The 13,302-nt window shown below is 47.7% G+C and carries 12 protein-coding genes and 2 rRNA genes (1 of these 14 cut by a window edge); 3 read left to right on the forward strand and 11 right to left on the reverse strand.

Translation table 11 applies throughout. From position 1 onward, the window contains the following. Both ACWHX8_RS00640 and rrf read left to right on the forward strand, forming a co-directional pair. Positions 1-1,137 (forward strand): 23S ribosomal RNA (locus tag ACWHX8_RS00640) (it extends 1,876 nt beyond the left edge of the window). A gap of 117 nt (positions 1,138-1,254) precedes the next feature. After that, positions 1,255-1,371, forward strand: a 5S ribosomal RNA gene (rrf, locus tag ACWHX8_RS00645). A 496-nt stretch (positions 1,372-1,867) separates the two neighbouring features. Here rrf and ACWHX8_RS00650 read toward each other — a convergent pair. Then, the gene (locus ACWHX8_RS00650) at positions 1,868-2,245 is read right to left on the reverse strand and encodes an STAS domain-containing protein (protein ID WP_447970044.1); all 378 of its coding nucleotides are present in this window, start codon (positions 2,243-2,245) and stop codon (positions 1,868-1,870) included. A 653-nt stretch (positions 2,246-2,898) separates the two neighbouring features. Here ACWHX8_RS00650 and hemL point away from each other — a divergent pair. Beyond that, a complete protein-coding gene (hemL, locus tag ACWHX8_RS00655; protein WP_447970045.1) occupies positions 2,899-4,185 on the forward strand; it encodes a glutamate-1-semialdehyde 2,1-aminomutase in 1,287 nt (428 codons plus the stop codon). 16 nt (positions 4,186-4,201) lie between these two features. Here hemL and ACWHX8_RS00660 read toward each other — a convergent pair whose 3' ends face one another. From ACWHX8_RS00660 to ACWHX8_RS00705, 10 genes are all read right to left on the reverse strand, one after another. Then, complete coding sequence (locus ACWHX8_RS00660) at positions 4,202-4,444, reverse strand: hypothetical protein (RefSeq protein ID WP_447970046.1); 243 nt, start codon at positions 4,442-4,444, stop codon at positions 4,202-4,204. Between the two features lie 376 nt (positions 4,445-4,820). After that, positions 4,821-5,090 (reverse strand): hypothetical protein, encoded by a 270-nt coding sequence (locus tag ACWHX8_RS00665; protein WP_447970047.1) that lies wholly within the window; start codon positions 5,088-5,090, stop codon positions 4,821-4,823. Further along, positions 5,083-5,610, reverse strand: a complete 528-nt coding sequence (locus ACWHX8_RS00670; protein ID WP_447970048.1) for a competence protein CoiA — start codon at positions 5,608-5,610, stop codon at positions 5,083-5,085. Before ACWHX8_RS00670 ends, ACWHX8_RS00665 begins: the two co-directional genes overlap by 8 nt. Positions 5,611-5,711: 101 nt before the next feature. Further along, positions 5,712-6,593, reverse strand: a complete 882-nt coding sequence (locus ACWHX8_RS00675) for a DUF4238 domain-containing protein (RefSeq protein WP_447970049.1) — start codon at positions 6,591-6,593, stop codon at positions 5,712-5,714. Between the two features lie 372 nt (positions 6,594-6,965). Then, positions 6,966-7,769 carry a 4-hydroxy-tetrahydrodipicolinate reductase gene (dapB, locus tag ACWHX8_RS00680; protein WP_447970050.1) on the reverse strand — a complete coding sequence of 268 codons (804 nt, stop codon included), beginning with the start codon at positions 7,767-7,769 and terminating at the stop codon, positions 6,966-6,968. A gap of 13 nt (positions 7,770-7,782) precedes the next feature. Then, complete coding sequence (gene dapA / locus ACWHX8_RS00685; protein WP_447970051.1) at positions 7,783-8,655, reverse strand: 4-hydroxy-tetrahydrodipicolinate synthase; 873 nt, start codon at positions 8,653-8,655, stop codon at positions 7,783-7,785. A gap of 85 nt (positions 8,656-8,740) precedes the next feature. Next, entirely contained in the window at positions 8,741-10,012 is a 1,272-nt protein-coding gene (gene lysA / locus ACWHX8_RS00690) for a diaminopimelate decarboxylase (protein WP_447970052.1), read from the reverse strand. Positions 10,013-10,235: 223 nt separating this feature from the next. Continuing rightward, positions 10,236-10,496 carry a hypothetical protein gene (locus ACWHX8_RS00695; protein ID WP_447970053.1) on the reverse strand — a complete coding sequence of 87 codons (261 nt, stop codon included), beginning with the start codon at positions 10,494-10,496 and terminating at the stop codon, positions 10,236-10,238. A gap of 34 nt (positions 10,497-10,530) precedes the next feature. Further along, positions 10,531-12,006: an argininosuccinate lyase gene (argH, locus tag ACWHX8_RS00700; RefSeq protein WP_447970054.1), complete on the reverse strand. Its 1,476-nt coding sequence runs from the start codon at positions 12,004-12,006 to the stop codon at positions 10,531-10,533. A 10-nt stretch (positions 12,007-12,016) separates the two neighbouring features. Further along, positions 12,017-13,273 carry an argininosuccinate synthase gene (locus ACWHX8_RS00705; protein ID WP_447970055.1) on the reverse strand — a complete coding sequence of 419 codons (1,257 nt, stop codon included), beginning with the start codon at positions 13,271-13,273 and terminating at the stop codon, positions 12,017-12,019. Between the last annotated feature and the right edge of the window lie 29 nt (positions 13,274-13,302).

Raw genomic sequence — 13,302 nt, forward strand, 5'->3', positions numbered from 1 at the left:
AGCGACTGTTTACCAAAAACACAGGACTCTGCTAACTCGTAAGAGGAAGTATAGGGTCTGATGCCTGCCCGGTGCTGGAAGGTTAACTGGAGATGTTAGCCGCAAGGCGAAGCTTCGAAGGGAAGCCCCAGTAAACGGCGGCCGTAACTATAACGGTCCTAAGGTAGCGAAATTCCTTGTCGGGTAAGTTCCGACCTGCATGAATGGCATAACGACTGGAGCGCTGTCTCGGGGAGAGACTCAGCGAACTTGTTGTTCCGGTGAAGAAGCCGGGTGCCCGCAACTAGACGGAAAGACCCTGTGCACCTTTACTACAACTTGACATTGTGTGTTGGGCGAGTATGTGTAGGATAGGTGGGAGGCTTTGAAGCGGGAGCGCTAGCTTTCGTGGAGCCATCCTTGAAATACCACCCTTAGTTTTCTGACATTCTAACCTGGCTCTGTCATCCAGAGCAGGGACATTGTCTGGTGGGTAGTTTGACTGGGGCGGTCGCCTCCCAAAAGGTAACGGAGGCGCCCAAAGGTTCCCTCAGGCTGGTCGGCAATCAGCCGTCGAGTGTAAAGGCAAAAGGGAGCTTGACTGTGAGACGGACACGTCAAACAGGGACGAAAGTCGGGCTTAGTGATCCGGTGGTTCTGTGTGGAAGGGCCATCGCTCAACGGATAAAAGGTACGCCGGGGATAACAGGCTGATTTCCCCCAAGAGTTCACATCGACGGGGAAGTTTGGCACCTCGATGTCGACTCATCGCATCCTGGGGCTGAAGCTGGTCCCAAGGGTCGGGCTGTTCGCCCGTTAAAGCGGTACGAGAGTTGGGTTCAGAACGTCGTGAGACAGTTCGGTCCCTATCTGTTGTGGGCGGAGGTGATTTGAGAGGGTCTGTCTCTAGTACGAGAGGACTGAGATGGACGGACCGCTAGTGTGCCGGTTGTCGCGCCAGCGGCAGTGCCGGGTAGCTATGTCCGGTTTAGATAACCGCTGAAAGCATCTAAGCGGGAAGCTAGCCTCAAGATAAGATCACCCTGGAGGTTTACCTCCCTAAAGGCCACTCAAAGACTATGAGTTTGATAGGCTGGGTGTGGAAGAGTTGAAAGGCTCGAAGCTAACCAGTACTAATCGGCCGTGAGACTTAACATCATTTTGCTCTTGATAGACATGGTCATAAATAAAAATAAGGCGTAGCGAACATATCGTATAGACATGGTTTCGTGTTTTAATGTCTACGAAGGGTTTCTACGATCTTACAGGAAATTTCTCGGTGACCATACCGGAGGGGTCCCACCCGTTCCCATCCCGAACACGGAAGTTAAGCCCTCCTGGGCCCATGATACTGCAGCTGCGAGGCTGTGGGAAAGTAGGTCGTTGCCGAGATTATTTTGAAAGCCTACCATCCCAATTATTGGGATGGTAGGCTTTCTTTTTATGAGTGAATGGTGAGAAAAGTTGGTGCCAGGTTACCAAAATGAATTTATAGCCGTTTCAATTATAGCGAAACCAAATTATTTCTCTGCCGAATGTCTATCATATCCATAACGCAACACGATACGTCGTATAAACGGACATCTATTCGAAGGGCTATAACTTCGTACGCTTTAAGCGTTTGATACTGTGTTGCAAGTCCTCACTTGGCCACCTGTAATCTAGACCGGAGTACAAGGAGGATCACAACAACGAGTGCCTGTCAGGCTCAGCTGGGTCACTCAACGACCGTGTACAAGGACACCTGGAAGAGACAGGAGTTGCACGCAAGATCGCGCGAACAATTGCCCGTCAGGCATAACCGGTTGGCTCAACGACTGTATCCAAGCAGACTGATGTGTATTTGGATTTGATTTAATACGGAAGGCGCCAGTTTTCTATTGAGACGTTATGCCGAAGCTGCGGCTACGGGTATTTCTTTTGGCGGATTGATATGTGGTCGATGGAGCGCATCGTAAACTGTTGGGTATGTGGGAATGGTTTCCGGCACATGAGCAATATTGAGTTCATTGCGTACAGCACTTAGTGGACTAACAAGAGATAGTGATCCTTCATTGTCCTGAAAATATTCGTACGCAAAATGCAAAACACTAATGACTTTTGGGTCTAAAAAGTATAGTGATGTAAGGTTGACGACGACATGGTCGTGCCCACCAGTATGTAATTGCTCAATAGTTTCCACAAAATGATCATGGTCGGTTTCATCAAATCTTCCACAGCAGTCTAAGATGACTGCTTCCGGTTGATGTCGTTGGTCAATATACATGAAGTCTCCTTTCGGGAACTGGTGTTAATGCCACCATATACACATTAAATCGGTGAGTTAGCCAAAAACCTTAACTTGGAGGCGTGTAATAGAAAATTCTGAAGCCGTCAGGATTGCGATGGAAGTTGTCCTTTTAGGTGCTGAGATAATCAGAACTACCGCCTCCAAGGATACCTTTTTGATCTGAATATCGTTGGAGCAGGACTCCAAGATAGATGATCTATAAAGTTGCTTGTAAGGATGGATGGAAGAGTAACCATGTACACCCAAGCATCTCAAATCCCATGCACCAGTTGGTCATGAAACACAAACGCAAATATACTCAGCGGTTGGCCGGGAGATTTGGAGCAATCGTCTTCAAGGATACCGATAATAGACGCTCCAGATGGACACGATAATAACGTAGATTTGCTTATAAGGTTGCTTCATAAAAACAAGGGAAATCGTGCACAAGGATGTTTGAAATTTCAATATGAAGCCGCAATTCAACGATGTGTATATTATGCACGGCTGTGTGATATGGAACTACCGCATTCAATGACGCTGAGCAACGAACAAACCGTATTTATTGTAGAGTAAGAATTATTTTTTAGAACAGCTCCTACGACAAAACTGTAATATAAAAATGGATAGCTTGTAATGGAGGGTGTAACGTGAAAACGAGTCAGTCAGTTCGTGTGTTTCGAAGGGCACAACGCTATATCCCTGGAGGGGTTAACAGTCCTGTTCGTGCGTTTGGGTCAGTAGGCGGTACTCCTCTTTCAATGAAAAAAGCGAAAGGCTCATATGTAATTGATGTTGATGGGAATCGGTATATTGACTATGTACTTTCTTGGGGGCCGATGATTCTTGGTCATGCTCATCCCAAAGTATTAGAGGCTATTATTGAAACCGCTAAAAATGGAACGAGTTTTGGCACCCCTTCCAGTCAAGAGGTTGAACTTGCGGAGTTAGTAACAACGATGGTGCCGTCAGTGCAGCGTGTGCGACTCGTCAATTCCGGAACTGAGGCAACCATGAGTGCCATACGTCTCGCACGCGCATATACCAAGCGAGATACAATCATGAAGTTCGAAGGCTGCTACCATGGTCATGCCGATCACTTATTGGTCAAAGCTGGATCAGGAGTTGCCACACTTGGGATACCTGATAGTCCTGGAGTGCCAAAGGCGTTTGCTGGGCATACCTTAACCGCTCGGTATAATGACATCACAAGCGTTGAGCGATTAGTCAAAAAACATGGGAATAAACTTGCTTGCATCATTGTTGAACCGATCGCCGGAAACATGGGAGTGGTGCTCCCGCATCCTGAGTTTTTGCTTGCATTGCGTCACCTAACAAAAAAACATGGAATCCTACTTATTTTCGATGAAGTAATGACTGGATTTCGCGTACACCCTGGTGGAGCCCAAGCGCTGTTCAAGGTGAAACCAGACCTCACATGCTTAGGAAAAGTTATAGGAGGAGGATTGCCGATCGGAGCGTATGGCGGAAGAAAAGACATTATGGAGATGATTGCCCCGGCAGGGCCGGTCTATCAAGCTGGAACGCTATCGGGGAATCCGGTTGCCGTTGTCGCCGGAATTGAAACCCTCAAGCTATTGAGCGAGCCAGGTGTCTATGAAGGGTTAGAAAAGAAGTCAAAAAAATTAGAAGAAGGATTGGGCGAAGCAGCTAAACAGGCTAAAGTCCCCTATTACCAAACACGCATGGGGTCGATGCTTGGTGGATTTTTCGCCAAAGGGCCCGTGTTCGATTACGCGAGTGCCAAAAAGTCTGATACAAAGCGCTATGCCAAATTCTTTCATGGCATGCTTAAGCAGGGCGTCTATTTTGCGCCTTCACAGTTTGAAGCGGCTTTTCTATCGACAGCCCATTCACTGGGAAGTATCGACAAAACAATCTGCGCTGCAGAGAACGTAATGAAACGATTGCGCTAATTTATTTTTCTATTCCTCAATCATCGTCGTCGTCATCATCGTCATCATCCTCTTCGAGCGCGGCCTGGCGCATTTGCTCTTCCATCGCATTGTGGATGAGCATACGAAGAAACATGGAAATGACGGAACCTTTTTCTAAGCTTCCACCAGGTGGAACGGCAATTCGGCCTTCTTCCACCATTTTATCCAGCCACTGTTTTTGATCAGGGGTAATATGGAGTGGAACTTCGATTAACGGAATCTTCCCAAACATATCCATAACAACTTCCTCCTACTACCAATGCAATAATGTCTTAAGATCTTATAAACGGTCTTTGTGATGCACGGGGGCATCAAAGCACGCGCCTTTTGATTTTGTCAATCAATTTATTAAATGCAGGAGATGGATTTCTTCTGTTGGGAGAAACGGATAGGTCTTTGTGTATGAGAGAAAAGAAATAACGGTATGCTTAGATTAATTGTCGAAATCCGATCTGACAGGCGGTGTAAGATTATATCAAGCTGTCATCAAAAGCGGACGTTCAATAGATCTTTAGGTTTACGTCGCGAATGGCTCAAGTCGGCCAAAAGCTGCCAGTGATATGCTGTGCATAAACACAGTTAGATCTACGTACATCGCAAAAATCAGTACCGACTCAAGAGTATCCCGAGGGAATCGTTTGGGTATTCCGTCGGACCGGCACTGTCGTCACCCATGGTATGTCCTCATGATTACCGTGCACCAAAAAGAGACCCTCATCGGGGAGTGTATCGGACCCTTCAAGTTGACTGACCGCGCGTTCAAATGAGTCTTCGACCAGTTCCTGGACATTGCCCGGCTCTTCGTGAGTTGCTACCAACTGTACAGATCTTTCCTCTCCGAAGGGGAGGACAGCAACAACAGCCCCGTGGGTATCCTTACTCATCCGAAGCACCTTTTGGCTTTGGACCACAGCCACAGACAAGACTGTCATTCTGTCGCGGTTTGCCGAGGGTTCTATGAAGACGACTGATCTCTTTATCTAACTCTTCCAACCCAGACTCAAAATAATATTTGTCGGTTTCGGCTCTGTTCCCATCAACGACCCAAAGCATTCGTTTGTAGAAATCTTCTCTTGCAAATCGCTCTTCGGGTTTAATCGGAGAATGTTGAAACTCTACTACCAGACCAAACGGTGTTTGTACATCGGCAATGTGTTTTTCTCCAGTGGCCGGATCAGTATGAAAGACCTCTTGCCAAGCGATGGGGAAACAGCTTTTCCAGGTTCTATACCATTTTGTCTCGGGCTCCCACCAAACATCACAAGACCTTTTGCCTTTATGCGCCCAATGCCAAACCTTGTACTGTCCACATTTTGGAATTAGGCCTGTTTTGCAGCCGGGGCATGCTCCTTTTGCTTTAGGAGTTGCCTCAATTCTTTCGCCTTCTGATAAGGCAAATCTCACGATGATCGAATGTTCATTTCACATAACCCCCAGATAACTCGTCGCCAAGGACCGGAGCGATGAGACGGTTAGTTTGATTCTGATGTTACATCTCGGCTGTATCACACTACGATTCTCTGCTCTTCGCCGGAGTACTTCTTGACGAACTCATCAAGCTTAAGTGAGAAGTGATTCGCGAAGACTCTATATCGCGCTGCTCGGACGACACCCCGGTTGAACCTGCGAGCTTCGGAAGAAGATAGCTGAAATGTGTTCGTATGCGTGTATGGGCGTTTAGGAGTACATACAAGGGCTAGATCGCTTCGAAGATTCATAAGGAGTTCTGCTCCGGGATGTGCTGGTCCTAGCTGATTCAGACCAACAGCGGTGCCCGAAAAGACAACGGGATTGTCGGACGTTACAAGAGAAACGTGCTTGGGTGGAACAAAGAATTGCCAGCTCTTGGTCAATGCTCCATCGGCGATGTTCTGAGCAGCTTCGATCATCGGTTTCAAGGAAACCCATTGCTTCGCGGTTACAGAGAAATCATCGAGATCAAGGCCTTCTGGTTTGTTAGGAATGTGCGGGGCAACGATATGAAACGTACGTTGCGCGATCTTCGTATAGAAATCTTCAATCCCTTCTCTAAAGCTCGGCACCCTGGTCATTGAGAGTCCAACGAAGAACGCGAGAGTTGCTCGGTCCTCGTCGTCTAGTCTTGTAATCCCGCCGATTTGCGGGGAAATGTTTCGAATAGTTTCTGGTGCCTCGTTGTCGATGGTCTTACCTAGCAAGTTCTCTAGGGTATCGAGATCGATGCTGCCATCATCACGCTCCTGCGCATAGTACTCAGGCGCCCAAGCGATTGACCGAATTGATTTTTTTCTCGGTTTTCGTTGGGACCGTTTGTCGTACACCCATACGAGGTTACGAGATTTCTCCGCACTTGTTGAGAATCCGCGCAGATAGCCTTGAGGGACGAAATGGTGGCGCATTGCGTTCATTGGAGACCTAACAATGTTTAGATGGATCTGTGTAAGAGGACGGGTCTTCGAAATTCGGTTCGGATAACACGCATCGAGTCTTCTGATCAATACGCCAGAATTGTTATATCTTCAATTAGTTACGCCCACAAGTCCAGTTATTTTGGCATCATATTCTGGTCAGGATAATGCTACTTATTTGAATAAACTCACAAAAGAGTTAAATTAATCCATCCCCTTTTCTCTTACTTCTTTGCTTCATAAACTAACATCACCACGATGTCTGCTGTGGGTCGATAGCGACCTGTTCCATCATACTGCTTGAATGTCTGTTTTGGAGATGAAGGCTATATCTGACTTTGTCCGTATGGTCAGATCTGACCCCTACACAACTTAGGTAAGGTCTAAAACGTCGGCCATGGTGTAGAGTCCAGGGGGTTGCGTGACAACCCATTCAGCAGCACGTAAAGCCCCCATGGCAAAGGTATCACGAGAGTGGGCTCGGTGGGTGATTTCGATACGTTCTCCGGGTCCACCAAACAAGACGGTATGATCGCCGACGATATCTCCTGCACGAACGGTTTGGACGCCAATTTCTTTGGCCTTCCGTTGTCCGATCATCCCGTGCCGTTCATAGACCCCGACATCTTCTAAGTTCCAGTCCATTCCTTCGGCAAGGACTTCAGCAATTTTGAGGGCCGTGCCACTTGGCGCATCTTTCTTCTGATTGTGATGGGCTTCAATGACCTCAATATTGTATGTGTCGCCTAACGCTTTGGCGACTTTTCCAACGACACTCAACAGCACATTGACGCCGACACTCATGTTTGGGGCAAAGACGCAAGGAATGTGTTTGGCGAATTCTTTCAGCTGTTGAAGTTCAGCTTGATCGAATCCTGTCGTGCCTATCACCATCGATTTTTTTTGTCTGACGGCGAGTTGCAGATTGAGCAGGGTGGCTTGAGGTGCGGTGAAATCAATGATGACGTCTGCATTCTGCAGAACATCCCCAAGCGTATTTTGTATGATCACCCCTGCCCGTCCACTCCCAGCTTCTTCTCCAGCATCTCGATCTAATGCAGGATGGCCAGGGTTTTCTATAGCCCCAGCAAGTTTCATGGTCGCGGATTCCTGAACCAAGGCAACCAATCGTTTTCCCATACGCCCAGCGGCGCCCATAATAATGGTGTGAATCATCGTTACATGAACCTTAGTTGAGACCACAAGTCTTCATGGCGTGGAGTAATTTTTCCTGATGTTGATGAGCAATCGAAGTGAGTGGGAGGCGAAGTTCATTCTGAATTTTTCCCATCTTCGACAGTGCAGCTTTCACGGGAATAGGATTGGTTTCATAAAACAATGCAGTAAACAACGGACTGAGTTTGTAATGCAGTTTTCTCGCTTCGTCGTAGTTCCCTTTTGATGCCAAGTTGACCATATTGGCCATGTCGGCTGGAGCCACATTGGCTGTAACAGTAATGACGCCTTTGGCGCCAATCGCCATCATCGGAAGTGTTAACGGATCATCGCCGGCCAGCACCGTCAAGTTGTCACCGCATTGTTCGATAATGGCTGAAACCTGAGATAATGATCCACTCCCCTCTTTGACGGCAACGATTGAAGGAATGTCCGAGAGCCGTGCGATCGTTTCAGGTAGCATATTCACGCCTGTTCGACCCGGAATATTATAGAGCACTAATGGAATATCCGACGCCTTGGCCACAGCGGAATAATGCTGAAACAGTCCCTCCTGCATCGGTTTGTTGTAGTAGGGGGTGATGAGGAGTGCCCCGTCAGCTCCGGCATCTTTTGCATGTTTGGTAAACATGATGGCTTCATCGGTGGAGTTCGATCCTGTGCCGGCAATAACTTTTACACGCCGGTTCACGATCTCGACTGTCAGGTCCACGACCCGCTCATGCTCTTTCGGTGTCAACGTGGCTGACTCACCTGTTGTTCCACAAGGAACAATACCATGAGTACCGTTCGCAATTTGAAATTCAATCAAATCGGCGTAGGCGACTTCATCAAATTTTCCGTTGTTAAATGGGGTCACAATTGCAACTAAAGAACCTGAGAACATCTTAACCCCTCAATAATGATGAACACGTCCTAAAGACGGCAATGAGTACGGTTTCGCCTCTCTGCTTGCCTGACGTTCGTGAATGTTACGACCCATTCGAATTCAAAAATGCTGGGATTGTTTCCCCGCGGATCAAGTCGGTATATGTTTCCCGTGTACGGATAACATGTATTTCACGACCTTTAATCAACACCTCTGGAACACGAGGTCGTGAATTATAGTTTGAAGCCATGGTGAAGCCGTACGCACCGGCACTCATGACGGCTAAAAGGTCTCCAGACACGGTCTCTGGTATGGAGCGGTCTTTTGCAAGAAAATCTCCTGATTCGCAAATGGGGCCCACGATGTCAACGGTCTTTACCTGATTCCCTGACGGTTTTCGTACATGTTGAATGTCGTGGTAGGCATCATACAAACTGGGTCGTAATAGGTCGTTCATCGCTGCGTCCACAACCACAAATTGCTTGGCTTCCGTATCTTTATTGTAGAGGACGCGAGTTACCATGACTCCGGCATTGCCAACAATTGATCTCCCAGGCTCCATAATCAACTGACATTTCAAATCTTGGAGAAGGGGAGAAATGGCTGCAGCAAGTTCCTTCGGGTGTGGCGGAACTTCATCGGAATAGGTAATGCCGAGGCCACCACCAATATTGAGATAACGAATGCCGATTCCTTGAGCTTTCAGGGATTCAATTAACGCTAAGATTTTTTTGAGCGCATCAGTAAATGGAGTTAATTCGGTCAGTTGAGAGCCAATATGGCAATGGACTCCGACAACGTCAATGTGCGCCAATTCAGTAGCAATCTTGAATTCCTCCAAAGCCCGTTCTGCACCGATACCGAATTTGCTTTTCTTTAAACCTGTAGAAATATACGGATGTGTCTTGGGGTCAATGTCCGGATTGATTCGAAGTGCGACTCGGGCACGAACCCCCATGTTTCCAGCGACTTCGTGTATCAACTGTAGTTCACCTGTTGATTCTACATTGAACATTAAAATGTCAGCTTTCAGAGCTTGTTCAATTTCATCCCCTGCTTTGCCGACACCGGCAAATACAATTTTTTGAGGAGGGACTCCCGCCTCCAGTGCACGAAAAAGTTCGCCTCCAGAGACAATATCGGCTCCGCTTCCCTCTTGTGCCATAAGCCGAAGGATCGCGATATTAGAATTGGCTTTCATGGCATAGGCAATGGTGTGTGGAATCGCACCGAAGGCTTGGTCAAACGCTCGAAAATGTCGAATGAGCGTTTGGTAGCTGTAGATGTAACAGGGAGTGCCGACTTTGTGAGCAATCTCTTCCAGGGACACGTTTTCGCAATACAGTTGGTTATCTTGATAGTGAAAGTCATGCATAGAATAGGATCTCTTTATAAAAGGTCAATTCAAGTCTTATGATTTTTTATCGTGCGGCTTGTCGTATCGAATGAGCAATGTTCTTGATTCAAAGTATTTTCATGTTCTTTGTGTGACGTTCCTAACGGTGTGGTCTCACCCAATGTTTTTCTTAAACAACGAAGCGTATCTTTGGTCTTTGTCTATCGGAACTCACAACAGTTTTCAGTCGATATTCGTACGTTTATCGTGTACCCACGGGACGAAGAGCAGGGAGTTGGACAGATTCCTCTTCTATTGGTATCAGTAATTCCCCGTCTTCACCTAACTGAGGAGGAGGCTGCCGTTGTTCACGAATTTTGGCCTCTAGACCCACTTCTTCTGGCGCAATAGGAGGGCCAGCTGCCCCGCACGCAGTGCAGAAACAGAGCAGAAGGATAATACTAGAGGCTCGTATAATTGCGGTTCTCCCCACGTTCCATGTTAATTGATAGGTGCCGTTCATGGTCTCTGGAAATTCAAGCTGTAAAGTTCAAGCATTATAGCAGGCGTTTCTCTAACGCACGCAACCTCTTTTCAACCTGTTTTCTTGCCGTTCCTCCAATTTGAGCTTTTCGCTCAATTGCGCCTTCTGGGGTTAGTAAGGCCAACGCATCTTTTGAGAATCGAGTCGAGTGCGATCGAAGTTCCGGTAATGTGATGTGAGCCAGATCTTTTTTCTGCTCCGCACACTGCCCTACGAGATTTCCAATGATGGCATGGGCTTCGCGAAAGGGAATTCCCTTTCGCACAAGATAGTCAGCGAGTTCCGTTGCAAAGAGTAGCCCGGATTGGACGGCCTTCGCCATGATATCTTGCCGAACCTTGAGTCGTTTGATGAGTTCAGTATAGATGTCTACGGAGTCTGTCGCAGTGTCTAGCGCGTCAAAAAGCGGTTCTTTATCTTCCTGTAGATCTCGATTATAACTGAGAGGTAACCCTTTGAGTGTAGTAAGGACCGACATCAAATGACCATAGACTCGTCCAGTTTTTCCTCTGACTAACTCGGCAACATCAGGGTTTTTTTTCTGCGGCATCATGCTACTTCCGGTGCAGAACGAATCGGACATTTCAATAAACTGAAACTCCTGGGAAGACCAGAGAATGAATTCTTCGCTCATTCGTGATAGGTGCATCATAAGAAGCGAGCAGGCATTCAGCACTTCGACGACGAAGTCACGGTCTGACACGGTATCCAGGCTATTGGTTGTGACGGTGGGAAAGTCGAGCAGTTTGGCCGTAACGTTTCGATCGATTGGATAGTTCGTTCCTGCGAGCGCTCCTGCACCAAGTGGCAAGACATTCAGCCGCGTTAAGGCATCCGTGAGTCTTCCTTTATCTCGCTCGAACATATCCACATAGGCTAAAAAGTGATGGGCAAAGAGAACAGGTTGCGCTCGTTGAAGGTGCGTATAGCCAGGCATGATGACTTTGAAATACCGTCGGGCCTGGACGATCATCGACTTTTGAAGTTCGAGCAGTCCTGTCGTTAAGGTCTTAAGGGAATCTCGAACGTACAGGCGAAGGTCAAGCGCGACTTGGTCATTGCGACTTCTCGCCGTATGCAGCTTGCCGCCAAGCGGGCCAATGAGTTGAGTGAGTCGGCGCTCAATACTCATGTGAATATCTTCATCTTCGTTTCGAAATTCAAATCGACCCCGTTGAATTTCACGTAGAACTTTCTCGAGGCCCTGAATAATCGTTTGGCATTCGTGCCGTGTCAGCACTTTTGCGTGGTGGAGCGTTTTGCAGTGGGCAATACTCCCTTGAATGTCGTAAGGATAGAGTCGTTGATCAAACGGCAGCGAAGTCGTAAACCGTTCTACAAGATGATGGGTGCGCTTCTTGAATCGCCCGCCCCAAAGTTTTGTTGGCTGGGTATTCGAAGATGCTCCCTTTGTGGTTTTTGTCGATGGACGAACTTTGGAATGACGTGGTGATTTCGATGTAGAGTTTTTTGAGTTACGTTGGGCCATTGACAATCCTTTACCTATCGTTCTTTTTGTTTCTCCCAGTTTGCATGGCCAGTCGCAGCGCATTGATCCGGATGAATCCCGTTGCATCCCGTTGATCGAATCCCTGTCCTTTTTCGAATGTCGCAAGATGTTTGCGGTATAACGACTGAGGGGATCGTCGACCAGTCACCGTACAGTTTCCCTTGTAGAGTTTGAGGCGCACGGTTCCCGTCACGTCTTGTTGGGCTTGATCGATGGCGGTTTGAAGCATCACGCGCTCTGGCGAGAACCAATATCCGTTGTAAATAAGTTCCGCGTAGCGTGAAATAAGGCTATCACGAAGATGGAGGACCTCTCGATCCATGGTGATCGACTCAAGCCCTCGATGAGCGATCTGTACAATCGTTCCGCCAGGTGTTTCGTACACGCCACGCGCTTTCATTCCGACATACCGGTTTTCTACAAGATCAACACGGCCGATACCGTGTTTTCCGCCAAGACGATTGAGTTGATGCAGCAAGGCCGCGGGTTTCAACCGTTTGCCGTCAATGGCAACAGGATCGCCGTTCTTGAATTGAATCTCGATAGATTCAGCTTTATTCGGCGCACGTTCAGGAGAGACCGTCATTTTGAACATGTCTTCCGGCGGGGCGACCCAGGGATCTTCTAAGATTCCTCCTTCATAACTGATATGGAGGAGATTGAGGTCCATGCTATAGGGTTTCGCCTTGGTGACTGTAATGGGAATGCGATGTTTTTTCGCATAAGCGATCAGATCCTCCCGTGAAGTAAATGACCATTCACGCCATGGGACGATCACTTGGATGTCAGGAGCCAGTGCCGCATAGGCCAGTTCAAACCGAACTTGATCGTTTCCCTTGCCGGTGGACCCATGACTGACAAATGTGGCGCCTTCTTTTTGAGCGATTTCGATTTGGCGTTTTCCGATCAAAGGACGGGCAATTGATGTTCCCAGCAAATAACTGCCTTCGTAGATCGCATTTGCTCGTAACATGGGGAACACATATTGTTTGACAAATTCTTCTCGAAGGTCTTCAACGTAGACCTTCGAAGCTCCCACGGCTATGGCCTTTCGTTTAATCTCTTGCAAGTCTTCGCCTTGGCCTAGATCGGCACAGAAGGCAATGACCTCGCATTGGTACGTATCTTTGAGCCAGCGTAGGATGGCTGAGGTATCTAATCCGCCGGAATACGCGAGCACAACTTTATTCTTGGGTTGCTGGGATGATTGAGGCGCTGATGTTCTTGTTTTTGCTGGTTTTCTCATGACTGAATTCATCCTAGTGTAGGGGGTAC

The sequence above is a fragment of the Nitrospira sp. M1 genome, assembly GCF_965152605.1.

What these genes read in the sequence shown, in the direction of transcription:
- ACWHX8_RS00650 (WP_447970044.1), bottom strand. Translation starts at nt 2,245, where the DNA reads ATGTATATTGACCAACGACATCAACCGGAAGCAGTCATCTTAGACTGC.
- ACWHX8_RS00660 (WP_447970046.1), bottom strand. Translation starts at nt 4,444, where the DNA reads ATGGATATGTTTGGGAAGATTCCGTTAATCGAAGTTCCACTCCATATT.
- ACWHX8_RS00665 (WP_447970047.1), bottom strand. Translation starts at nt 5,090, where the DNA reads ATGAGTAAGGATACCCACGGGGCTGTTGTTGCTGTCCTCCCCTTCGGA.
- ACWHX8_RS00675 (WP_447970049.1), bottom strand. Translation starts at nt 6,593, where the DNA reads ATGAACGCAATGCGCCACCATTTCGTCCCTCAAGGCTATCTGCGCGGA.
- dapB (WP_447970050.1), bottom strand. Translation starts at nt 7,769, where the DNA reads ATGATTCACACCATTATTATGGGCGCCGCTGGGCGTATGGGAAAACGA.
- dapA (WP_447970051.1), bottom strand. Translation starts at nt 8,655, where the DNA reads ATGTTCTCAGGTTCTTTAGTTGCAATTGTGACCCCATTTAACAACGGA.
- lysA (WP_447970052.1), bottom strand. Translation starts at nt 10,012, where the DNA reads ATGCATGACTTTCACTATCAAGATAACCAACTGTATTGCGAAAACGTG.
- ACWHX8_RS00695 (WP_447970053.1), bottom strand. Translation starts at nt 10,496, where the DNA reads ATGAACGGCACCTATCAATTAACATGGAACGTGGGGAGAACCGCAATT.
- argH (WP_447970054.1), bottom strand. Translation starts at nt 12,006, where the DNA reads ATGGCCCAACGTAACTCAAAAAACTCTACATCGAAATCACCACGTCAT.
- ACWHX8_RS00705 (WP_447970055.1), bottom strand. Translation starts at nt 13,273, where the DNA reads ATGAGAAAACCAGCAAAAACAAGAACATCAGCGCCTCAATCATCCCAG.